Origin of the sequence: Streptomyces sp. NPDC005374, assembly GCF_042872225.1 — a bacterium.
GTDB lineage: Bacteria > Actinomycetota > Actinomycetes > Streptomycetales > Streptomycetaceae > Streptomyces.
Window position 1 is genome coordinate 151,447 of sequence record NZ_JBIAKA010000016.1, and the last position, 19,561, is coordinate 171,007.

At 71.8% G+C, this 19,561-nt stretch carries 24 protein-coding genes; 14 read left to right on the plus strand and 10 right to left on the minus strand.

Annotation, left to right across the window (positions count from 1 at the left end):
• Position 1 precedes the first annotated feature (1 nt).
• Genes ACFYRX_RS34505 through ACFYRX_RS34535 form a run of 7 tightly spaced genes read left to right on the plus strand, consistent with a single transcriptional unit; the run spans position 2 to position 3,679 of the window.
• Positions 2–265 carry a gas vesicle protein GvpG gene (locus tag ACFYRX_RS34505; RefSeq protein WP_389108472.1) on the plus strand — a complete coding sequence of 88 codons (264 nt, stop codon included), beginning with the start codon at positions 2–4 and terminating at the stop codon, positions 263–265.
• Positions 262–954: a DNA primase gene (locus tag ACFYRX_RS34510; protein ID WP_389108475.1), complete on the plus strand. Its 693-nt coding sequence runs from the start codon at positions 262–264 to the stop codon at positions 952–954. The genes ACFYRX_RS34505 and ACFYRX_RS34510 overlap by 4 nt, the downstream gene beginning before the upstream one ends.
• Positions 954–2,102, plus strand: a complete 1,149-nt coding sequence (locus ACFYRX_RS34515) for an SRPBCC family protein (RefSeq protein WP_389108478.1) — start codon at positions 954–956, stop codon at positions 2,100–2,102. Before ACFYRX_RS34510 ends, ACFYRX_RS34515 begins: the two co-directional genes overlap by 1 nt.
• Positions 2,099–2,437: a gas vesicle protein gene (locus ACFYRX_RS34520; RefSeq protein ID WP_389108481.1), complete on the plus strand. Its 339-nt coding sequence runs from the start codon at positions 2,099–2,101 to the stop codon at positions 2,435–2,437. Before ACFYRX_RS34515 ends, ACFYRX_RS34520 begins: the two co-directional genes overlap by 4 nt.
• Positions 2,434–3,213, plus strand: a complete 780-nt coding sequence (locus tag ACFYRX_RS34525) for a GvpL/GvpF family gas vesicle protein (RefSeq protein ID WP_389108484.1) — start codon at positions 2,434–2,436, stop codon at positions 3,211–3,213. The genes ACFYRX_RS34520 and ACFYRX_RS34525 overlap by 4 nt, the downstream gene beginning before the upstream one ends.
• A complete protein-coding gene (locus tag ACFYRX_RS34530; protein WP_007385868.1) occupies positions 3,210–3,398 on the plus strand; it encodes a gas vesicle protein in 189 nt (62 codons plus the stop codon). Before ACFYRX_RS34525 ends, ACFYRX_RS34530 begins: the two co-directional genes overlap by 4 nt.
• A complete protein-coding gene (locus tag ACFYRX_RS34535; protein ID WP_389108486.1) occupies positions 3,395–3,679 on the plus strand; it encodes a gas vesicle protein K in 285 nt (94 codons plus the stop codon). Before ACFYRX_RS34530 ends, ACFYRX_RS34535 begins: the two co-directional genes overlap by 4 nt.
• Before the next feature lie 38 nt (positions 3,680–3,717).
• Here the strand turns inward: ACFYRX_RS34535 and ACFYRX_RS34540 are convergent, their stop codons facing one another.
• From ACFYRX_RS34540 to ACFYRX_RS34550, 3 genes are all read right to left on the minus strand, one after another.
• Positions 3,718–3,888: a hydrophobic protein gene (locus tag ACFYRX_RS34540; RefSeq protein WP_389108488.1), complete on the minus strand. Its 171-nt coding sequence runs from the start codon at positions 3,886–3,888 to the stop codon at positions 3,718–3,720.
• 42 nt (positions 3,889–3,930) lie between these two features.
• Complete coding sequence (locus ACFYRX_RS34545; RefSeq protein ID WP_389108491.1) at positions 3,931–4,764, minus strand: class I SAM-dependent methyltransferase; 834 nt, start codon at positions 4,762–4,764, stop codon at positions 3,931–3,933.
• A gap of 100 nt (positions 4,765–4,864) precedes the next feature.
• The gene (locus ACFYRX_RS34550; protein ID WP_389108494.1) at positions 4,865–6,352 is read right to left on the minus strand and encodes a bifunctional phosphatase PAP2/diacylglycerol kinase family protein; all 1,488 of its coding nucleotides are present in this window, start codon (positions 6,350–6,352) and stop codon (positions 4,865–4,867) included.
• A gap of 190 nt (positions 6,353–6,542) precedes the next feature.
• Between ACFYRX_RS34550 and ACFYRX_RS34555 the strand changes: the two genes are divergently transcribed.
• Entirely contained in the window at positions 6,543–8,162 is a 1,620-nt protein-coding gene (locus tag ACFYRX_RS34555; RefSeq protein ID WP_389108497.1) for an ABC-F family ATP-binding cassette domain-containing protein, read from the plus strand.
• A 25-nt stretch (positions 8,163–8,187) separates the two neighbouring features.
• Here ACFYRX_RS34555 and ACFYRX_RS34560 read toward each other — a convergent pair whose 3' ends face one another.
• Positions 8,188–9,294 carry a Vms1/Ankzf1 family peptidyl-tRNA hydrolase gene (locus tag ACFYRX_RS34560; RefSeq protein ID WP_389108500.1) on the minus strand — a complete coding sequence of 369 codons (1,107 nt, stop codon included), beginning with the start codon at positions 9,292–9,294 and terminating at the stop codon, positions 8,188–8,190.
• Positions 9,295–9,360: 66 nt separating this feature from the next.
• Between ACFYRX_RS34560 and ACFYRX_RS34565 the strand changes: the two genes are divergently transcribed.
• Complete coding sequence (locus ACFYRX_RS34565) at positions 9,361–9,639, plus strand: DUF6158 family protein (protein WP_389108503.1); 279 nt, start codon at positions 9,361–9,363, stop codon at positions 9,637–9,639.
• 81 nt (positions 9,640–9,720) lie between these two features.
• Here ACFYRX_RS34565 and ACFYRX_RS34570 read toward each other — a convergent pair whose 3' ends face one another.
• The 4 genes from ACFYRX_RS34570 to ACFYRX_RS34585 form a co-directional block, all read right to left on the minus strand.
• Positions 9,721–10,266: a type 1 glutamine amidotransferase domain-containing protein gene (locus ACFYRX_RS34570; RefSeq protein WP_389108506.1), complete on the minus strand. Its 546-nt coding sequence runs from the start codon at positions 10,264–10,266 to the stop codon at positions 9,721–9,723.
• Between the two features lie 80 nt (positions 10,267–10,346).
• Positions 10,347–10,781, minus strand: coding sequence for a CBS domain-containing protein (locus ACFYRX_RS34575; protein WP_389108509.1), 435 nt, complete (start codon positions 10,779–10,781; stop codon positions 10,347–10,349).
• On the minus strand, positions 10,778–11,164 hold the full coding sequence (locus ACFYRX_RS34580) for a DUF2795 domain-containing protein (RefSeq protein WP_389108511.1): 387 nt from the start codon (positions 11,162–11,164) through the stop codon (positions 10,778–10,780). Before ACFYRX_RS34580 ends, ACFYRX_RS34575 begins: the two co-directional genes overlap by 4 nt.
• A gap of 261 nt (positions 11,165–11,425) precedes the next feature.
• Positions 11,426–13,222, minus strand: a complete 1,797-nt coding sequence (locus ACFYRX_RS34585) for a thiamine pyrophosphate-requiring protein (protein ID WP_389108514.1) — start codon at positions 13,220–13,222, stop codon at positions 11,426–11,428.
• 248 nt (positions 13,223–13,470) lie between these two features.
• On the opposite strand from ACFYRX_RS34585, the gene ACFYRX_RS34590 reads away from it, so the two are divergent.
• From ACFYRX_RS34590 to ACFYRX_RS34605, 4 genes are all read left to right on the plus strand, one after another.
• Positions 13,471–14,268 carry an RNA polymerase sigma factor SigF gene (locus ACFYRX_RS34590; RefSeq protein WP_389108518.1) on the plus strand — a complete coding sequence of 266 codons (798 nt, stop codon included), beginning with the start codon at positions 13,471–13,473 and terminating at the stop codon, positions 14,266–14,268.
• A gap of 217 nt (positions 14,269–14,485) precedes the next feature.
• Positions 14,486–15,142 carry a hypothetical protein gene (locus ACFYRX_RS34595; protein ID WP_389108521.1) on the plus strand — a complete coding sequence of 219 codons (657 nt, stop codon included), beginning with the start codon at positions 14,486–14,488 and terminating at the stop codon, positions 15,140–15,142.
• Between the two features lie 165 nt (positions 15,143–15,307).
• Positions 15,308–16,552, plus strand: coding sequence for an aminotransferase class I/II-fold pyridoxal phosphate-dependent enzyme (locus ACFYRX_RS34600; protein WP_389108524.1), 1,245 nt, complete (start codon positions 15,308–15,310; stop codon positions 16,550–16,552).
• Positions 16,549–17,604, plus strand: a complete 1,056-nt coding sequence (locus tag ACFYRX_RS34605) for an MBL fold metallo-hydrolase (RefSeq protein ID WP_389108527.1) — start codon at positions 16,549–16,551, stop codon at positions 17,602–17,604. The genes ACFYRX_RS34600 and ACFYRX_RS34605 overlap by 4 nt, the downstream gene beginning before the upstream one ends.
• Before the next feature lie 4 nt (positions 17,605–17,608).
• On the opposite strand, the gene ACFYRX_RS34610 is transcribed toward ACFYRX_RS34605, so the two are convergent.
• Positions 17,609–18,220 (minus strand): DedA family protein, encoded by a 612-nt coding sequence (locus ACFYRX_RS34610; RefSeq protein WP_389108728.1) that lies wholly within the window; start codon positions 18,218–18,220, stop codon positions 17,609–17,611.
• Entirely contained in the window at positions 18,220–18,993 is a 774-nt protein-coding gene (locus ACFYRX_RS34615; protein ID WP_389108530.1) for an MBL fold metallo-hydrolase, read from the minus strand. The genes ACFYRX_RS34610 and ACFYRX_RS34615 overlap by 1 nt, the downstream gene beginning before the upstream one ends.
• An 83-nt stretch (positions 18,994–19,076) precedes the next feature.
• On the opposite strand from ACFYRX_RS34615, the gene ACFYRX_RS34620 reads away from it, so the two are divergent.
• The gene (locus tag ACFYRX_RS34620; RefSeq protein ID WP_389108533.1) at positions 19,077–19,478 is read left to right on the plus strand and encodes a hypothetical protein; all 402 of its coding nucleotides are present in this window, start codon (positions 19,077–19,079) and stop codon (positions 19,476–19,478) included.
• Positions 19,479–19,561: the final 83 nt, after the last annotated feature.

A 19,561-nucleotide genomic window follows, 5' to 3' on the forward strand; every position in this document is an offset into this window, starting at 1 on the left:
GGTGGGACTCATAGGAGAGGTGCTGCTGCTGCCGTTCGCACCGGTACGCGGCAGCGCCTGGGTGATCAGGCAGGTGCTGAGCGAGGCGGAGCGCCTCTACTACGACCCGGCGGCCGTCCGGGCCGAACTCGCGCGGCTGGAGGAGCGGCTGGAGGCGGGCGAGATCGACGAGGAGGAGTTCGACCGACAGGAGGACGAACTCCTCGACCGGTTGGAGATCGGCCTGCGCGGTGGCGCGGGGACTGGCGACGGGACGACACGATGAACCGAGTGGGAATGGGCCTCGCGGTAGGGGCCGGATACGTCCTCGGACGTACGAAGAAACTGAAACTGGCATTCGCCATCGGCGGCATAGTCGCCGGCAAGAAGATGAACCTGAGCCCTCGGGCGATCGCCGACCTGGTGACCCAGCAACTGCTGAAGAACCCGCAGTTCAAGGAGATCGGCGACACGCTGCGCCAGGACCTGCGCGGCGTCGGCAAGGCGGCCTCCGGCGCGATGGTGGAGCGGCAGATCAACGCCGTCGCCGACCGTCTGCACGGTCGTACCGCCCAGGTCCGCGACCAGCTCTCCGGCGTGACGCCGGACCTGGGCTTCGAGGACGAGGACGAAGAGACCCAGGACGCCGAGGACGACGAGAGCCGCGCGCACGACGACCCGGAGGCGGAGGACGCCGGGACGGACGAGGCCGCCGACGCCGATGCGGACGACGGCGAAGAGGACGACGAGGAATCCGAACCGCGCCGCCGGAGGCCCGAGAGCAAGGGCACGGCTGCGGTGAAGAGGACCGCCAAGAAGGCGCCGGCGAAGAAGACGGCCGAGAACAAGCCGCCCGCCAAGCGCGCCCCGGCCAAGAAGACCGCCGCGAAGAAGTCGGCCGCCAAGAAGTCGACCGCGTCCGGGGGCAGCGCCCGCGGTGCCAGGACCCGACTGCCGAAGGGCGGCGGTGAGTGATGACCGAGACACTCGGAGCAGCGAAGAACGTGACCGACAAGGCGAAGAAGAACCCGGTCACGGACGTGGTCCGCAGCGAGGCCGCCGACCGGCTCAAGGGCGAGGTGCAGGACTACCTGTCCGCGCAGGTCCAGCGGATGCTGGTCGGAGTCGGTCACAAGCTGGGCGAGACCACGGGCAAGCTGAACGACATAGCCGAGGGCAACAGCCCCGGCTTCGCCAAGCTCGCCCTCGACGGCGGCCGCAAGATCGCCGAGGGCAAGGGCCCCGTGCGCAGCGCGGTGGAGCTCGGCTTCTCGCACGCCAAGGACAAGGTCGTCGGCGCCTTCAAGAACATCGGCGGCGGCAAGGGCAAGCGCAAGGGCGGGGCGGGCCAGAAGCCCACGGTGATCATCGAGTTCATCGATGTGGGCGTGGACCTGCGCACGGCCTACGACCAGTGGACGCAGTGGCAGGACTTCTCCACCTTCGCGAAGGGCGTCAAGAGCGCGAACCGCGCCGACGACACCCACACCGACTGGCAGATGAAGATCTTCTGGTCCAACCGCAGCTGGAAGGCCACCACCACCGACCAGATCCCCGACGACCGGATCCACTGGACGTCGGAGGGCGCCAAGGGCACCACCAAGGGCGTCGTCTCCTTCCACCGCCTCGCCGACAACCTCACCCGGGTCCTGCTGGTGATCGAGTACTACCCCAAGGGCCTGTTCGAGAAGACCGGCAACATCTGGCGCGCCCAGGGCCGCCGGGCCCGGCTCGACCTCAAGCACTTCGCCCGCTTCATCACGCTCAAGGGCGAGGCGGAGGACGGCTGGCGCGGCGAGATCCGCGACGGCGAGGTCGTCAAGAGCCACGAGGACGCGGTGGCGGAGGAAGAAGAAGAGGGCGCAGAGGGCGCCGAGGAGACCGAGGAAGAGGAAGAGGAGCAGGAAGGCCCGTACGCCGAGGACGAGACCGAGGAGGAGCCGGAGGAAGAGGGCGAGCCCGAGGACGAGTACGAGGAGTACGACGAGGAGGAGCCGGAGGAGGAGGCCGAGCCCGACGAAGAGGTCGAGGGCGAGGCGGCCGCTGACGACGAAGAGGCGCCCGAGGAAGAGCCCGAGGAAGAAGAGGACTACGAGTACGCCGAGGGTGGGAGCCGACGATGAGCATGCCCAGCCGGCTCCCGGACCCCTACGGACAGGGAAGCGGCGCCAACCTGGCCGACATCCTGGAGCGCGTGCTGGACAAGGGCATCGTGATCGCGGGTGACATCCGCATCAACCTGCTCGACATCGAGCTGCTCACCATCAAACTGCGGCTGATCGTCGCCTCGGTCGACAAGGCCAAGGAGATGGGGATCGACTGGTGGGAGGACGACCCCGCGTTGTCCACCCGCGCCCGCCGTGACGAACTCACCCGGGAGAACACCGAGTTGCGCGAGCGGCTGGCGCGTCTCGAACAGCTGGAGCCTGCCCGTGGCGAGGAGGAGAAGAGCTCATGACCGGACTGCGGTACGTCTACGCCGTCTGCCGTCCCTTCGGCACCCCGTTGCAGGCCCAGCTGGCCGGGGTCGCCGGTGACCCGCCCAGACTGCTGCACCACCACGGACTGGTGGCCGTGGTCAGCCATGTGCCGGAGCGGGACTTCGCCGAAGAGCCGCTCCGCAAGCATCTGGAGGACCTGGACTGGCTGACCACGACGGTGCGCGCCCACCAGAGCGTCATCGACGCGCTCACCGTCGTCACCACCCCGCTGCCGCTCCGCCTCGGCACCGTCTTCCGCGACGACAGCGGGGTCCGCGTGATGCTCGAGGAACGCGAGGACGGTTTCCTGCGCACGCTCGACCGGCTCAAGGACCGGGTGGAGTGGGGCGTCAAGGTGTACGCCGAAACGGCTGCGACGGCGCCTGCCGAGCCGGAGGAGACACCGGCCAAGCCGGTGTCGGGCCGGGACTATCTGCGGCGCCGGCGCTCGCAGGTGCGCTCGCACGAGGATCTGTGGCAGCAGGCGGAGGCCTTCGCGACCGGGCTGCACCAGACGCTTTCCGCGTATTCCGAGGACGCGCGACTGCACGCTCCGCAGAACCCCACGCTTTCCGGGGCGTCCGGGCGGAACGTGTTGAACGCCGCCTATCTCGTGCCGCGCGGTGATTCCGAGGAATTCGTGGAAATGGTGGACCGGACGAAGGACGAGGTCCCGGGAATGCGGGTGGAACTCACCGGCCCCTGGGCTGCGTATTCCTTCGCCGGGGAGGAAACGGGGGAGGAACAGGCGTGACCGTCATAGAACGCCGTGAGGTGGCCCTGGTCGACCTGCTCGACCGGCTGCTGGCCGGCGGGGTCGTCATCACGGGGGACATCACCCTGCGCATCGCCGACGTCGATCTCGTGCGCATCGACCTGAACGCGCTGATCAGCTCGGTCAACGCCCAAGTGCCTTCGCCCTGGGAGGAGTTGCTGTGACGGCCCGCCGCAACAAACTGGACCTCGAACCCGACACCGTCGAGCGGGACCTGGTCAAGCTCGTGCTGACCGTCGTGGAGCTGCTGCGTCAGCTCATGGAACGGCAGGCGCTGCGCCGCTTCGACGAGGGCGACCTGAACGAGGAGCAGGAGGAGCGCATCGGGCTCACCCTGATGCTGCTCGACGACCGCATGACCGAACTGCGCGAGCGCTACGGGCTGCGGCCCGAGGACCTCAATCTGGACCTCGGGCCGCTGGGACCGCTGCTTCCCCGGGAATGAGTCAGGACGGTCCTGTCAGGACCGGTTCCCGGGAGTCGTCACCACCTGTACCAGCGGCCCCTGCCTCCGCCCGCTGTCGTGCCGCGCATCAGGAACCCCAAGAGCCACAGCACCAGCACGGCCAGTGCGATCCACCAGAGAATCTTCACCGCGAATCCGGCGCCGAAAAGAACCAGCACCAGAAGCAGGACCAGCAGAATGGCAATCATGATGTGAACCTCCTCCTTTCCGGGTATCCCCGAAAAGGAGATTCAGCCGTCCTTTCGGCACAGAATCTCTCCGTGCAGCACACAGAACCAGCCGTCCTCCCGTTTTCCCCATTCCCGCCAGGCGTCCGATACGGCCGCCAGCTGGTCCGCGGTGGCGTGACCGCCCTCGACGGCCCGCTCGGCGTACGCCGACTCCAGGGTGCGGTCCGCCCACAGCCCGCTCCACCACTCCCGTTCCGCGGCGGTGGAGTAGGTCCAGGTGCCTGAGCTCGCCGTGATGTCGGTGAGGCCCGCGCTCAGCGCCCAGGACTTCAGCCGGCGCCCGGCGTCGGGCTCGCCGCCGTTGGCCCGCGCCACCCGGCGGTACAGGTCCAGCCAGTCGTCCAGCCCCTCGGACGCGGGGTACCAGGTCATGGCCGCGTAGTCCGACTCGCGTACGGCGATGTACCCGCCCCTCTTGGTGACCCGCTGCATCTCGCGCAGCGCCTGCACCGGGTCACCGACGTGCTGGAGCACCTGATGGGCGTGGACCACGCAGAAGGTGTTGTCGGGGAAGTCCAGGGCGTGCACGTCCGCGACCGCGAAGTCGACGTTCGTCAGACCGCGCTCGGCGGCCGTGGACCGCGCCTGGTCCAGGATGCCCGGCGCCCGGTCGACCGCGGTGACATGTCCGTCCGGGACCAGTGCGGCGAGGTCGGCGGTGATGGTGCCCGGGCCGCAGCCGATGTCGAGGATCTTCATATGGGGCTTCAGCGAACCAAGCAGGTAGGCCGCTGAGTTGGCGGCGGTACGCCAGGTGTGCGAACGCAGCACGGACTCGTGGTGGCCGTGCGTGTAGACGGCGGTCTCCCGCGGTTTTCCCTGTGCTTCAGGCATGGTCGGGCTCCCCTTCTCGACTTGTCCGTCGGTACGCAGAACCGTACGCCCGCATGTCGAATGGTGAGACCCCAGTATTGCGATGTGGACTGACGGTTGATCAGTTCTCGCGCAGCGGGCGGTACACCGTGAGCCCCTCGGGCAGTTTCTCCAGCGTCACCTCGCCCTCCACCTCGGTCACCTCGCCGTCGTAGGCGAGGAGCGTGCCCGGCGCGACGCCCGACAGGTGGAGCCGCCCCACCTGGACGGCGGCATGGGCGGGGGACCGGGTCAGCGGGCCCGCGAGCACGGCGGCGAGCAGGCGCAGGGCGGGCCGGCGGCCGCCGTGCACGACCCGCACGTCGAACCGGCCGTCGGCGAGGTCGGTGCGGCGGCCGGGGGTGAGTCCCATCCGGTGGTAGGTGCCGTTGCCGACGAACAGCAGCCACAGCGGCCTGCTCCGGCCGCCGAACCCGGCCTCCAGCGGATGCCGGTCGGCCCGCAGGACGCGCAGCGCCCCGAGGACCCCGGCCGGCCAGCCGCCGACCCGCTTCGACCAGCGCTCCCGCTCACGCACCAGCTCCGGGTACACGCCCAGACTGCACGCGTTGACGAAGACGCCCTCGTGGTCCCCGCAGACGAACCGGCCCGCGTCCACGCGCACGGCCTCGCCCCGCTGGACGGCCCGGGTCAGATCGCGTGTCCCCTCCACGCCGAGGTCGTGGGCGAAGTGGTTCAGGGTGCCGCCGGGCAGCACCGCGAGGGGCACGTCGTGACGCAGGGCGATCTCGGCGGCCGTGTTGACCGTGCCGTCGCCGCCGCACACGCCGAGCACCGTGGCCCGGGCCGCCGCCTTCTCCAACTCGGCCCGGACGAGAGCCGGTTCGCACTCGACGATCTCGGCCAGCGGCAGCCCGTCGTGCAGGGCGCGCACCCGGTCGGCGGTACCCGAGGCGGTGTTCGCGACCATGATCAGCCCCTCGCCGTCCGGCAGTGCCGGCACCTGCGCACGGGGCCGGGCCGGCGGCACGATCTGGGCACGCGTCGGCACCAGGCCCCGTACGGCGAACGCGGCGCCCGCACCGAGGGCGGCGCCCGCCAGGACATCGCTCGGGAAGTGCACACCCGTGTAGACCCGGGACAGCGCGACCGACCAGGCGACCGGGGCCACGACGGCTCCCCAGGCCGGGGACTCCAGGGCGACGCCGGTAGCGAAGGCGGCGGCGGACGCGGAGTGGCCGGATGGGAACGAGGTGGTGATCGGCTGACGCTTCAGCTGCCGGACGCGGGGGACCGGATCCAGGAGGGGGCGTGTACGGCGTACCGAGCGCTTGCCGAGGGTGTTGATGGTCGCCGAGGCCAGGGCCAGTGAGGCGAGGCCCCTGGCTGCCGCCCTGCGGGCCCGCGGGGTGCGGCTCGCGGCCATCGCGGCGGCGGTGGCGAACCAGAGGACGCCGTGGTTGGCGCTTCTGCTCAGGCGGGGGAGGACCGGCTCGGCCGCGGGCCAGTTCCGGGTGGCCGCGAAGTGGAAGAGGCGGGAGTCCAGGGCGAGGAGGCGGTCGCGGAGGGGGCCGATGGGCTGGGCGGTCAGGTCTACGTCTGGGCTCATGATGTGTCGGGTACCCGCCGTGGGGGTGCTTGTTCGGTGCCGGGTGCGGGTTCGCTGTGGCTGGTCGCGCCCACGCGGCGGAGCCGCACATCGATACAGCCCCGCGCCCCTGAAGGGCGCGGTCCCCGCACCCGGTACCAAGCGATATGCGTTTGCCCTGGTCCCGTGGTCGCACGCAGAATGCGGCCTCATGGGACATCTGGAAGCCGCGCACATCGAGTACTACCTCCCCGACGGGAGGGCGCTGCTCGGCGATGTGTCCTTCCGGGTGGGCGAAGGGGCCGTGGTGGCCCTGGTCGGGCCGAACGGCGCCGGCAAGACGACCTTGCTGCGGCTGATCTCCGGAGAGCTGAAACCGCACGGCGGGACGGTCAACGTGAGCGGCGGCCTGGGCGTGATGCGCCAGTTCGTGGGCTCCGTGCGGGACGAGACGACCGTACGGGATCTGCTCGTGTCGGTGGCGCAGCCCCGGATCCGGGAGGCCGCGCAGGCCGTGGACCGCGCCGAGCACCTGATCATGACCGTCGACGACGAGGCCGCGCAGCTGAAGTACGCGCAGGCCCTGTCCGACTGGGCCGAGGTGCGCGGGTACGAGTCGGAGACGCTGTGGGACATGTGCACCATGGCCGCGCTCGGGGTGCCGTACGACAAGGCGCAGTTCCGGGAGGTGCGGACGCTGTCAGGCGGCGAGCAGAAGCGGCTCGTGCTGGAGGCGCTGCTGCGCGGGACGGACGAGGTGCTGCTCCTCGACGAGCCGGACAACTACCTCGACGTACCCGGCAAGCGCTGGCTGGAGGAGCGGCTGAAGGAGACCCGCAAGACGGTTCTGTTCGTCTCCCACGACCGGGAGTTGCTCTCGCGCGCGGCCGAGAGGATCGTCTCGGTGGAGCCCTCGCCGACCGGGGCGGACGCCTGGGTGCACGGCGGCGGCTTCGCCACCTACCACGAGGCGCGGCGTGAACGCTTCGCCCGTTTCGAGGAGTTGCGCCGACGCTGGGACGAGAAGCACGCACAGCTGAAGAAGCTGGTGCTGAACCTCCGTCAGGCGGCCAGCATCAGCCACGAGTTGTCCTCCCGCTACCAGGCCGCGCAGACGCGTCTGCGCAAGTTCGAGGAGGCCGGGCCGCCGCCCGAGCCGCCGCGCGAGCAGGACATCACGATGCGGCTCAAGGGCGGCCGTACCGGGGTAAGGGCGGTCACCTGCAAGGGACTTGAGCTGACCGGTCTGATGAAGCCCTTCGACCTGGAGGTCTTCTACGGCGAACGCGTCGCCGTCCTCGGCTCCAACGGCTCGGGGAAGTCCCACTTCCTGCGGCTGCTGGCCGGCGGCGACGTGGCGCACACGGGGGAGTGGAAGCTCGGGGCGCGTGTGGTGCCCGGACACTTCGCCCAGACCCACGCCCACCCCGAGCTGGAGGGGCGCACGCTCCTGGACATCCTCTGGAAGGAGCACGCCCAGGACCGGGGCGCCGCGAGTTCCCGGCTGCGCCGCTACGAACTGACCGGCCAGGCCGAGCAGAGCTTCGACCGCCTCTCCGGCGGCCAGCAGGCCCGTTTCCAGATCCTCCTGCTGGAGCTCCAGGGCGTCACCGCGCTGCTCCTGGACGAGCCCACGGACAACCTCGACCTGGAGTCCGCGGAGGCCCTGCAGGAGGGTCTGGAGGCCTTCGACGGCACGGTCCTCGCGGTCACGCACGACCGGTGGTTCGCGCGTTCGTTCGACCGTTATCTCGTCTTCGGTTCGGACGGGCGAGTACGGGAGACCGACGAGCCGGTGTGGGACGAGCGGCGCGTGGAACGGGCCCGGTAGCCACCGGGCCCGTCCGGGAAGCGGGTCACGTCCACCGCAGCAGCGCGCCCAGTCCACCCACCGGCGCCTCGTCCCCGAGCGCCGGTGTCACGGAGAGCGCCGCGGCGCCCGTCGCCACCGCCGACCTGATCAGGGCGTCGTCCGCGCGTGCCGACCAGGAGTTCTGCTCGCCGAGGATCTTCAGATCCGTACGACGGACCGCGAGCTGGTCGGGATCCTCGCCGACCCACACCTCGCGGTGCGCGTCGGGGCCGTCCGGGCGGATCAGGAGTTCGCCGATCCGGTGCTCACGCGCCGCCTCGACCAGCGCGGGCACGCCCTCCACGGCCCCGGGACGCCCGTCGTCACCCGGCGCCCGGGCCGCGAGGAACCGCTCCAGCTCCCGCTCCGCGCGCAGCCGTACATGCTCGGCGCGGGTGTGTTCCACGTCCTCGTCGAGCAGCCGGCTCCCGGCGCCGTGCGCGGCCTCGACGACCATGTCGTGCAGCCGCTTCGGCAGCCGCTCGCGCACGGACCGCTTCTCGCGTTCGTCGCCGACCAGGATCAGCAGGTCGGCGCCGGTCTCCTCCTGGCAGACCGCGAGCGCGTCCGCGATCTCGGCCGCGTTGTGCTCCCAGGTGTTCTCCACCCTGAGCTGGAAGTGCCGCTCCGACCAATCGCCGGTGCTCGTCCGGTGGACGGGCCACTGCCTGCCGGTGACCGTGCCGGCGTCCTCGCGCCCGAGCGACCCGCGCAGCTCGAGGTCCGCGCCCTTGCGGTCGACGCACGCCACCACGCACACCGGCTCCTCACCTGCCAGCTCGAGCAGCGGCGCGGTGTGCGGCAACGGGGCCCAGCGGACCACGCTGCCGTCGGGGGACCGGCTCAGTGGCAGGGCCAGGACGACCTCGCCCGCCCGCGCGAACACGGCCCGGCCGTGCGGTTCGGACGACTGCCGCACCTCCTGAAGCGCCTCCCGCACAGCCACGCAGGTCTCCTCGTCGGCCCCCTGCGTGGACAGCTCGCGGGCGACCGCGACCGCCGCGAGATGCCGTTCGTGGGACGCGTCCTCCGTGGGACGTGGGGCGTCGACGTACGCGGAGGCCCAGGGGCCCGGATGTTCGTAGAGTGGATGCAGAAAAGCGAGATCCATTGTTTCCCTCCCGGATACCGCTCGGGGGCAGTGCGGTAATGCTTCGCGGGCGGGTACCCGAAGCGCATGAACGAACACGACGAGCGGGACACCACCATGACCGGAGTCGACCCCGACCGGCTGGACGACCAGCAGCTCATGAAAGAGCTGGAGACGATCCACCGCACCCGGCACGAGACGCTGCTCCACGGCTCGAACGACGCGCTCAGCGCCCACAACGAGCGCATGGCACGGCTCGAGGGTGAGTACCTGCGCCGCAACCCGCGCCGGACAGTGGCCGCGGGCCGCACCCGTGAGGGCGCGCGTGAACGCAGGCCGGGGGAGTCGGCGGCGCCGACGTTGTGACCGGCCCCACGAAAGCGAAAGGTGACCTGCCGACCATGTGATCAGCAGGTCACCGAGTCCTGCTCGCGGGGCCTGATCCCGTCAGGCGGCCGCCTCCTGGGCGAACACGTCGAGGAACGTCTCGCAGAACGCCTTGAGGTCGTCCGGCTTGCGGCTGGTGACCAGCTTGTTGTTCCCGTGGTCGCAGACCTTCACCTGTTCGTCCACCCAGGTGCCGCCCGCGTTGCGGATGTCCGTCTCGAGACTCGGCCAGGACGTGAGCACCCGGCCCCGTACGACGTCCGCCTCGACGAGCGTCCACGGCGCGTGGCAGATCGCCGCCACCGGGCGGCCCTGCGTGAAGAAGTCCCGGACGAACGCCACGGCCTTCTCGTCCGTCCGCAGGAAGTCCGGGTTGGCCACCCCGCCAGGCAGCACCAGCGCGCCGAAGGACTCCGCGGACGTCTCGCCCACGACCTCCTGCACCGGGAAGGTGTCCGCCTTGTCGAGGTGGTTGAAGGCCTGGATCTTCCCGGGCTTCGTCGACACGAGTACGGGCTCGTGTCCCGCGTCCACCGCCGCCTGCCACGGATCGGTGAGCTCGATCTGCTCGACGCCCTCGGGCGCGGTCACAAACGCGATACGCATGATGGATCAACGACCTTTCCTGGAAAGCATTTTCCTTCCACGGCCTGTACGGGCCGTGCGCCCGTTCCGCGGGGCCCGGCTCATACGGGGGCCCCGTCCTCCGGACCGGCACGGCTGATGTCGGCGAGTGCCGAACCCGGGTCCCGCGCCTCCGCGATGTCCCCGAGGCTCACCATGCCGACCGGCATACCGTCCTCGATCACCGGCAGCCGCCGTACGGCATGCGCGCGCATCAGCGCGGCCGCCTGGGTCACCGGGTCGCCGGGGGCCACCGTCACCGGATCCGGCGTGCACACCGACCGGGCGCTCACCGTCAACGGGTCGACGCCCTCGGCCACCGCCCGGACCGTGATGTCCCGGTCGGTGAGCAGCCCCACCACCCGCTGACCGTCGGCGACCACCACGTCGCCGATGTCCTGCGCCCGCATCAGCCGCGCCGCCTCGACCAGCGAGGCGTCCGGGCGGACGGCCACCACACCGGGTGTCATCACGTCCCGTACGAGCTCGGCCGTCACGGCGTGCCCTCCGCGCGGGTCAGCGCCCGCGCGAGTTCCTGGACGGTGGCGTAGCTCTCCTTGCGCGGCAACGCCTCCACCGCCTCGACAAGGGCGTCGGGGGCGTGCTTGCGGCGCAGTGCCCGCCCCAGCTCCACGGCAGTGGCGGGGAAGGAGCTGCGGCCCAGGATCCGGGCCAGTTCCAGCCGGACGCCCTCCAGTGACGCCCCGGGCCGGCCGGGTGTCACGGGCCCGCCCCAGACCTGCGGATCGTCGTCGGCGGTCGGCTCCGGGTCGTTCCACTCCTCGCTCCGGGTGGGATGCCCGGAGCGGAGCATTCCCTGGAGTTCGTGCTTCATCTCGTCGTCGCGGTGGCGGCTCAGCCGGTCGCTGCCTCGCTGCATGTCTCCCCTCCAGATCTTCGGGTCCGCACCGCGTACCCGAGCACCGCGGGCCGACACGGGGTTTGTGCCACCGAAGCCGGGAGACCCGGTCCGGACCCCCCGCGCACCTCCCTCGGGAAGGACTGGCGATGGTGTTCCTCGCCGCGCTCATACCCCTGCTCATGCTCGGCGTGGTCCTCGCGCTGGGCCGGTACGAGGAGCTGATGCTTCCGATCGGGGAGGACGACCGGCCCGAACCGGCCGTCCTTCCGACGGCGGCGGTTACTTCCTCTCCCGCCCCGGCAGGAACTCCTGCACCTTCGCCTTGAAGCCCTGCTTCACCATGGACGCCGCGTCCGCGTCGCCCTTGAGGATCGAGGAGACCGTGGCCTCCATCTGCTCCCAGGTCGCGTGCGGCGGGATCGGCGGTACGGCGGGGTCGGTGAGGAACTCCAGGACCGCAGGCCCGTCCGCCGCCAGGCCGGCCCGCCAGGCCGCCTCGACGTCCTCCGGCTTCTCCACCCGGATCCCGGTCAGACCCAGGGACCGGGCGAACGCCGCGTACTGCACGTCCGGCAACTGCTGCGAGGGCAGGAACGAAGGAGCGCCCTCCATGGCCCGCATCTCCCAGGTGACCTGGTTGAGATCGTGGTTGTTCCAGACGGCGACGATCAGCCGCGGATCCTCCCACAGCTCCCGGTACTTGGCCGCGGTGATCAGCTCCGCCATGCCGTTCATCTGCATCGCCCCGTCCCCGACCAGCGCGATGGCCGGCCGGTCCGGGTGCGCGAACTTCGCGCCGATCGCGTACGGCACCCCCGGACCCATCGTCGCCAGCGTGCCGGACAGCGACGAGCGCATACCGGGCCGCATGGTCAGGTGCCGGGCGTACCAGTTGGCGGTGGAACCGGAGTCCGAGGTGACGATCGCGTTGTCCGGCAGCAGCGGGTCCAGGGCGCGGGCCACGTACTCCGGGTTGATCGGGTCGGCGGACTGCTGCGCCCGCCGGTCCATCACGTCACGCCAGCGGGTGACGTTGTCGCACACCGTGTCGTACCACTCTCGCCCGCCGCGCTCCACGTCCAGCATCGGGATCAGCCGCTGGAGCGTCGCCTTCGCGTCACCGACGAGATTCACCTCGTACGGATAGCGCATTCCGACCATGTGCGGGTCGATGTCGATCTGCACACCCCGCGCCTTGCCGAACTCCGGCAGGAACTGCGTGTACGGGAACGACGAGCCGATGGTCAGCAGGGTGTCGCAGTCCCGCATGAGTTCGTACGACGGCCGCGTGCCCAGCAGGCCGATCGAGCCGGTGACGAAGGGGAGTTCGTCGCTCAGGGCGTCCTTGCCGAGCAGCGCCTTGGCGACCCCCGCGCCGAGCAGTTCGGCGAGTCGCTCCACCTCGGGCCGGGCACCGGCCGCGCCCTGGCCGATCAGGATCGCGGGCTTGTCACCGGAGTTGAGGATCTCCGCGGCCCGCTCCAACGCCTCCTGGGAGGGCACCGACGTCCACTCGCTGCGGTCCAGACTGGACGGCACCATCTTGAACTCGTGTGTGGGCGCCGAGTAGTCGAGTTCCTGGACGTCCCCGGGAATGATGATCGCCGTGGGACACCGGCGGGCGTACGCGGTGCGGATCGCCCGGTCCAGGACGTTCGGCAACTGCTCGGGAACCGTCACCGTCTCCACGAACTCCGAGGCCACGTCCTTGAACAGCGTGTGCAGGTCCACCTCCTGCTGGTACGACCCGCCCATCGCGGTCCGGTGCGTCTGCCCGACGATCGCCAGCACCGGCACATGGTCCAGCTTGGCGTCGTACAGGCCGTTGAGCAGGTGGATCGCACCGGGCCCGGAGGTCGCCGCGCACACTCCGATGCGGCCGCTGAACTTGGCGTAACCGACCGCCTCGAACGCGGACATCTCCTCGTGCCGGGACTGCACGAACCGTGGCTGGTTGTCCGCCCGGCCCCAGGCCGCCAGCAGGCCGTTGATGCCGTCGCCCGGATAGCCGAAGACATGGTCCACACCCCACTCGCGCAGCCGCTCGAGGATGTGATCGGACACCTTGGTGCTCATGGGCTGACCTCCCGGACGTAGGTGGCACGGGCAGCAGCCCTACGAGTCTCCCTGCGCGCTCCCGGAAAACCTGCCCCGGTGTTTGCCCCCGGGGGCCGGGGGCAGGCGCAGTCCCAGTGCTTCGGACCGGAGGCACGTCCGTGGGAGCGGCTCCGCGCCGCCACGGTCGCGCCTGCCCGGCCCCCTCGCAGACGCGCTCCCACCCCGATCGCCCGCCCCAGAGCACGATCTAGGGAGTTGCGACGCACATGCCCACTCCAGTGAGCGCGAAGCACCACCCGCACGACGACGCCCCCGACACGGCCGACAGCTTCCGCAGGCTCGCCGCACTGCCCCCGGGCCCCGAGCGCGAGGCCCTGCGCGGACGGATCGTGGAGGCCTGGCTGCCCATGGCCGGCCGCCTCGCCGGCCGCTTCCGCAACCGCGGCGAGAGTTTCGACGACCTGCGCCAGGTCGCGGCGCTCGGCCTGGTCAAGGCCGTCGACCGATACGACCCCGCACGCGGCAACGCCTTCGAGAGCTACGCCGTGCCCACCATCACCGGCGAGATCAAGCGGCACTTCCGCGACCACATGTGGACCCTGCACGTGCCGCGCCGGGTCCAGGACCTGCGCAACCGCGTCCGCTTCGCCTCCCAGGACCTCGCCCAGACCATCCCCGGCCGCAGGCCCACCGTCGCCGAGATCGCCGCGCACGCGAACATGAGCGAGGAGGACGTCCTGGTCGGTCTGGAGGCACTGGAGAGCTTCACCGCCCTGTCCCTCGACGCCGAACTGCCCGGCAGCAAGGACGGCTACTCCCTCGCCGACGCCCTCGGCTCGCTCGACCCCGCACTGGCCACGGTCGTGGACCGCGAGTCCGTCAGGCCCCGGCTGGCCGCACTGCCCGAGCGGGAGCGGGCCATCCTCTACATGCGGTTCTTCGGCGACATGACCCAGAGCCGTATCGCCGAGCAGCTGGGCATCTCCCAGATGCACGTGTCCCGGCTGATCAGCCGCTGCTGTGCACGACTGCGCGAGCAGATCATGCGTGACGCCGCCGCGTGACGGGGCGGTCCCGAAGCGACAGCGCCTGAGCCTTCGACGCCGTCCGGGGTCACCCACTCGGCCCTCACCGTCCCGCCAATGGCCTCCGGCCGCGCGCGGGCCGGAGCTCCGCGGGCTGTGATGACCGTGGGTGCGACCGTCGTGCCCCCGGTCCAGTCGTCGTACCCCCGACGCCCGACGACGGGCCCCGCAGCCGTCGGCCGAAGGAGTCCACCCCATGCGCCGCACCGCCCGTCTCCGGGCCCTGTCCGTCGTCCTCTTCGCGCTCGGGATCGCCCTGGGTCTCGCCGCGCCGAGTGCCTTCGCCGACCCGGCCGCCGAAGTCAGCCCGAGCAGTGTCACACCGGGCGGCAGTGTCACCGTGTCCGTCTCGTGCGACCCCGGCGCGGGTACGCCACCCGCCACCGTCGACGCCACCTCGCAGGCCTTCCAGACGGACACCGTCCGGCTGCAACTGGTGCCCGGCAACGACGACGGGGTCTCCGGCCCCGCCTACAGCGGTACCGCGCTCATCGCCGCCGACCAGGAGCTCCAGGACGGCGCCGGCGGTGTCGGCCCGGACTCCGCGTGGACCGTCGAGGGCACCTGCCCCGCCGCGGACCGCGCGGTCGGCAAGGCGTGGAGCGCCACGTTCACCGTCGCCCGCGGCGGCGCCACCGAAAGCCCCGAGCGCCGCCCGTGCACCGAGCCGCGCACCGAACCGGCCACCGGCACCTGCGACGCCGCGACCGTCCAGCGTCCCGTCCGGGCCGGTCAGGGCGGCACCTTCAGCGACAGCGTCCCCGCCCTGGCCGCCGGTGGGCTGCTGATCGCGGGCGCCGCGGCAGGGGCCGTGTACCGGCTGCGCCGCAAGGCTCCCGCGGCGGACGGCTGAGCGGAACGCCGGGCCCGTGTGACGGGTGCAACCCGCACGGGCGCCCATGGGCCGGTGGCACCGTGGGTACTCAGACCGCGAGGAGTGCGCCGAGCGCACCCCGAAGCGCGGGAAACGAGACGGCGGGCCCTGCGTGCCACCGGAGAGCGGCTCACGGAGGTGATCATGCGGACCCACCCGGAGGGCCACGGCCCCGTCCGCTACGGCCCCCCGCCGCCCGACGACGCGCTGCCGGTACTGCCCGAACTCACCGCCGTGCTCGCCGCCGCGGCCGCCCGCCCCCACGCCGAACCCGTCGGCGGTGGCGCCCCGTTCCTCGAAGCCGCCTGCGACTACGGCGACCGGCGTGGCCTGCCCGCCCGGCCCGACCATGTGGTCGCCGCCCCCGGCGCCCCCTCCCTCCTGCTCGCCCTGACCGCCGCAATCGGCGGTGACGTCCTGGTCCCCCGCCCCTGCGCCGCATGGTGGGCGCCGTACGCACGCCTGCTCGGAAGGCCCGTCTTCCATGTGGCGACACCGGCCGAGTGCGGCGGTGTCCCGGACCCGTACGCCCTGCTGGAGACCGTGCGCCGGGTGCGTGCCGAGGGCGGTGACCCACGGCTGCTGGTGCTGTCCGTCGCCGACGACCCCACCGCCACCGTCGCCCCGCCCGAGGTGCTGCACGAGACCGTCGAGGCCGCCGCGGGCGAGGGCCTGCACCTGGTCAGCGACGAGACCTGGCGCGACACCGTGCACGCCCCGCACGAGACGGTCCTGCTCAGCCCCGCCGAGATGATGCCCGACCGGGTCACCGTGGTCACCGACCTCGCCGGCAGCCTGTTGCCGGCCGGCTGGCCCGCCGCCATCGCCCGCCTCCCGGCCAACGGCAGCGGCGACGGCCTGCGCGCGCGTGTGCTGGACGTACTGACCGCCCTGGACGCCCGCGTCGCCGCCCCGGTCGCCGCGGCCGCCGCCCACGCGCTCACCGAGCCCGCCCCGGTCATCGCCCACCGCGGCGCCGTGGTCGACCTCCACGCGCGTGTGGCCGCCGCCGCGCACGCCGTGGCCGTCGGCGCGGGCGCTCTGTGCCGGCCCCCGCGGGCCGGCCGCCACCTCTACCCCGACCTCGGACCCCTGCGCCCCGCGCTCACCGCGCGGGGCGTCGGCGACGCCCAGGACCTGGAGGACTTCCTCACCGCCCGGCTCGGCATGCCCGCGCCCGGCGGCCACCGCTTCGGCGACGACCTCGGCGCGCTGCGCGTACGGCTGTCCACCGGCCCGCTGCTCGGCGCCACGGACGAGCAGCGCGCGGAATGCCTCACGTCACCCGCACCGTTGGAACTGCCACACGTGCAACGCGCGTTGATCACCTTGAAGTCGGTCTTCGACGACCTTTGCGACGACGCTCAGCGATGGGAGCCTCCTCGATGACGCAGCAGTCCGAGTCGACCACGAGCATGCGAGTGGCCGACGAGCCCTTGGTCTCCTCCTCCTTCGCGCCGCCGTCCCCGCCGCTCGCCGAACCCCGCCCGCTGGGGGAACGCAGAGTGTGGCCACGGTCCTTCCACGACCGTCTGACCGCCCCGCTGCCGGGTCTGAAGTCCATGGCCCGCTTCGCCCGCGAGGGCGCCGTACGCCCCGGCCCCGAGGGCCTCGCCGACATCCCGAAGCTGCCCTACGAACCCGGCCCGCTGCCCGCCGTCGACAGCCGCACGGTCGCCGTCTCCTGGGCGGGACACGCCAGTTGGGTCGTGCGGATCGGCGGCCTGACCGTTCTCACCGACCCGGTCTGGTCCCGCCGCATCCTCGGCACCCCGGCCCGCATCACCCCGGTGGGCATCGACTGGAACATCCTTCCGCGCATCGACGCGGTCGTCATCAGCCACAACCACTACGACCACCTCGACGCCCCGACCCTGCGCCGACTCCCGCGCGACACCCCGGTCTTCGTCCCGGCCGGCCTGGCCCGCTGGTTCCACCGCCGCCGCTTCACCGCGGTCACCGAACTGGACTGGTGGGAGGCGGCCGAACTGGACGGCGTCCGCTTCGACTTCGTGCCCGCCCACCACTGGTCCAAGCGCTCCCTCACGGACACCTGTCGCACCCTGTGGGGCGGCTGGGTCCTGACAGCACCGGACGGCCAACGCGTCTATTTCGCGGGCGACACGGGCTACGGCCACTGGTTCTCCCGCATCGGCGACCGCTATCCGGGCATCGACCTGGCCCTTCTCCCGATCGGCGCCTACGACCCCCGCTGGTGGCTCAGCGACGTCCACTGCGACCCGGAGGAGGCGGTGAGAGCGGCCCAGGACCTGGGCGCCCGCCGGATGGCCCCCATGCACTGGGCCACGTTCGTCCTGTCGGCGGAACCGGTCCTGGAGCCCCTGACGAGAGTGCGGAAGGCCTGGGAGAAGGCGGGCCTGGCACGCGAGGACCTGTGGGATCTGCCCATCGGGGGCTCACGGGTCCTGGAGCGCCCGTAAGGACCTAGGAGCGGACCCGCTTCCACACCGTCGGCGTCGCGCTGATCGCAACGGTCAGCGCGATCGCCGCCGCCACGCCCTCCCAGGGCTCCTTGAACAACGACCCGCCCAGCACCCCGATCAGCTGATACGTCGCGGCCCAGGCGAGACAGGCCGGCAGGTTCCCCCGGACGAACCGTCGCAACGGCCACTCGGCCATGAGACAGGCCAGCATCACCGGAATCCGTCCCGCCGGCACCAGCCGGGAGAGAACGAGAACGGCCACCCCGTGGTCGGTCAACTTCCCCTGGGCCTGGGAGAGCCGCTCCTCCGGCGCCCGCGACCGGATCGCCTCCAGCCACCGCGACCCGTTCTTCGACTTCATCCCGCGCCGCCCCAGCCAGTACAGGGCGATGTCCCCGAGGAACGCGGCGAGCGAAGCCGTGGCGAAGACGAACACCATCGCGAGGGGCGCCGTCTGGTGAAAGGCCACGACGGCGGCCGAACTCACCAGTGCCCCCGTGGGGATCACCGGTACCAACGCCCCCAGAAACACCAGCAGGAACAACGTCGGATACCCGATCGCCTGCCCGGCGGCTCCCGGAGTCGCCCCGGTGGTGGCGGCTGCGAGCCACATCACCCCGCGACCTCCAGCCGCACGCTCTCCCCGTGTTCCAGCCGGTGCACGTCCACCCCCGGTGCGAACTCGCCCGCCAGCCGTACGAACTCCGTACCCGGCGCGTGGAACTCGTGCGGCCGCACCGCGTCCATCCCGATCGGCCAGTACGTCCCGTAGTGCACGGGCACCGCGCTGCGCGGCGCGAGCTGCGCCAGCGCCTGGGCCGCACGCCCCGCGTCGAGGTGCCCCTCGCCGAGATAGGGCCCCCAGCCGCCGACCGGCAGCAGGGCCACGTCGACCGGTCCGACCTCCTTGGCCATGTCGTCGAACAGCCCGGTGTCACCGGCGAAGTAGGTACGCGCCGAGCCCTCGACGACGAAACCGAGCGCGGGGGAGCGGTGCGGCCCGACCGGCAGCCGTCGCCCGTCGTGCCGCGCGGCCACCGTACGGATCAGCAGGTCGCCGACCCGCCGTTCGTCCCCGGGCGCCACCTCCTCCACCTGCAGGTGAGTGAGCCGGCGCAGCCCCGGCACCTGACGTGGTGCGCCCCGGGGCACGAGCAGGCGCGTGCCCGGATCGAGCCGCGCCAGCGAGGGAACGTGCAGGTGGTCGGCGTGCAGATGGGAGACGAGCGCGACGTCCGCGCGCCAGGCACCGGGCGGCGGCACCGCCCCGCGACGCCGGCGCAGATGCGCGAGCCGGCGGGCGAACAGGGGGTCGGTGAGCACACGTACGTCCGAATCGGTGACCGTGCAGGTCGCGTGACCCCACCAGGTGATCTCCACCGGCACCTCTTTGCCTCCTTCGCGCGACTCCCCGAAGCCTACGGGCTGGAGTAGGGTCGGCGGCGAAACCCGGAGGTGAGGGGGACACCATGGGACCGGTCCGTGTCACGGCGATCGCGAGTCTGACGCCGCTCGAGGAACTGGACGCCGACCCCTTCCTGGTGGACTCCCGCAGCCAGCACGCCATGTGCGCGCGCTGGGCCGCGGAGCGGGGGTACACCGTACGGCGGGAACTGCTGGTGCGGGGGCTGCGGGCCGACCACGGCGTGCTGTGGGACGGGGTGCGCGCGGGCACCGACCTCTTCGTGGCCCCGAGCCGCCGGGTCCTGGAGAGCGCCCTGTCCTCGGTCGAGGAGTTCACCGCGGAGTGCGCCCGGCGGGGGGTGCGGGTCGAGACGGTCGGCTTCGCGGAGCCCCTGTACGACGCCCAGATGAAGGCCCGGGTGCACCGCAGACTGTCCATGCCGACGGCGGGCTACGACGGGCGCTGACCCCGCGCTCCTCCACCGGGAGCTGCCTGTCGGACCCGTATGACACGCTGGTCCCAGCGCCCGCACCGACGACGGGCCGGGAC

What these genes read in the sequence shown, in the direction of transcription:
- ACFYRX_RS34510 (WP_389108475.1), top strand. Translation starts at nt 262, where the DNA reads ATGAACCGAGTGGGAATGGGCCTCGCGGTAGGGGCCGGATACGTCCTC.
- ACFYRX_RS34515 (WP_389108478.1), top strand. Translation starts at nt 954, where the DNA reads ATGACCGAGACACTCGGAGCAGCGAAGAACGTGACCGACAAGGCGAAG.
- ACFYRX_RS34520 (WP_389108481.1), top strand. Translation starts at nt 2,099, where the DNA reads ATGAGCATGCCCAGCCGGCTCCCGGACCCCTACGGACAGGGAAGCGGC.
- ACFYRX_RS34525 (WP_389108484.1), top strand. Translation starts at nt 2,434, where the DNA reads ATGACCGGACTGCGGTACGTCTACGCCGTCTGCCGTCCCTTCGGCACC.
- ACFYRX_RS34540 (WP_389108488.1), bottom strand. Translation starts at nt 3,888, where the DNA reads ATGATTGCCATTCTGCTGGTCCTGCTTCTGGTGCTGGTTCTTTTCGGC.
- ACFYRX_RS34545 (WP_389108491.1), bottom strand. Translation starts at nt 4,764, where the DNA reads ATGCCTGAAGCACAGGGAAAACCGCGGGAGACCGCCGTCTACACGCAC.
- ACFYRX_RS34550 (WP_389108494.1), bottom strand. Translation starts at nt 6,352, where the DNA reads ATGAGCCCAGACGTAGACCTGACCGCCCAGCCCATCGGCCCCCTCCGC.
- ACFYRX_RS34555 (WP_389108497.1), top strand. Translation starts at nt 6,543, where the DNA reads ATGGGACATCTGGAAGCCGCGCACATCGAGTACTACCTCCCCGACGGG.
- ACFYRX_RS34560 (WP_389108500.1), bottom strand. Translation starts at nt 9,294, where the DNA reads ATGGATCTCGCTTTTCTGCATCCACTCTACGAACATCCGGGCCCCTGG.
- ACFYRX_RS34565 (WP_389108503.1), top strand. Translation starts at nt 9,361, where the DNA reads ATGAACGAACACGACGAGCGGGACACCACCATGACCGGAGTCGACCCC.
- ACFYRX_RS34570 (WP_389108506.1), bottom strand. Translation starts at nt 10,266, where the DNA reads ATGCGTATCGCGTTTGTGACCGCGCCCGAGGGCGTCGAGCAGATCGAG.
- ACFYRX_RS34580 (WP_389108511.1), bottom strand. Translation starts at nt 11,164, where the DNA reads ATGCAGCGAGGCAGCGACCGGCTGAGCCGCCACCGCGACGACGAGATG.
- ACFYRX_RS34585 (WP_389108514.1), bottom strand. Translation starts at nt 13,222, where the DNA reads ATGAGCACCAAGGTGTCCGATCACATCCTCGAGCGGCTGCGCGAGTGG.
- ACFYRX_RS34590 (WP_389108518.1), top strand. Translation starts at nt 13,471, where the DNA reads ATGCCCACTCCAGTGAGCGCGAAGCACCACCCGCACGACGACGCCCCC.
- ACFYRX_RS34595 (WP_389108521.1), top strand. Translation starts at nt 14,486, where the DNA reads ATGCGCCGCACCGCCCGTCTCCGGGCCCTGTCCGTCGTCCTCTTCGCG.
- ACFYRX_RS34600 (WP_389108524.1), top strand. Translation starts at nt 15,308, where the DNA reads ATGCGGACCCACCCGGAGGGCCACGGCCCCGTCCGCTACGGCCCCCCG.
- ACFYRX_RS34605 (WP_389108527.1), top strand. Translation starts at nt 16,549, where the DNA reads ATGACGCAGCAGTCCGAGTCGACCACGAGCATGCGAGTGGCCGACGAG.
- ACFYRX_RS34610 (WP_389108728.1), bottom strand. Translation starts at nt 18,220, where the DNA reads ATGTGGCTCGCAGCCGCCACCACCGGGGCGACTCCGGGAGCCGCCGGG.
- ACFYRX_RS34620 (WP_389108533.1), top strand. Translation starts at nt 19,077, where the DNA reads ATGGGACCGGTCCGTGTCACGGCGATCGCGAGTCTGACGCCGCTCGAG.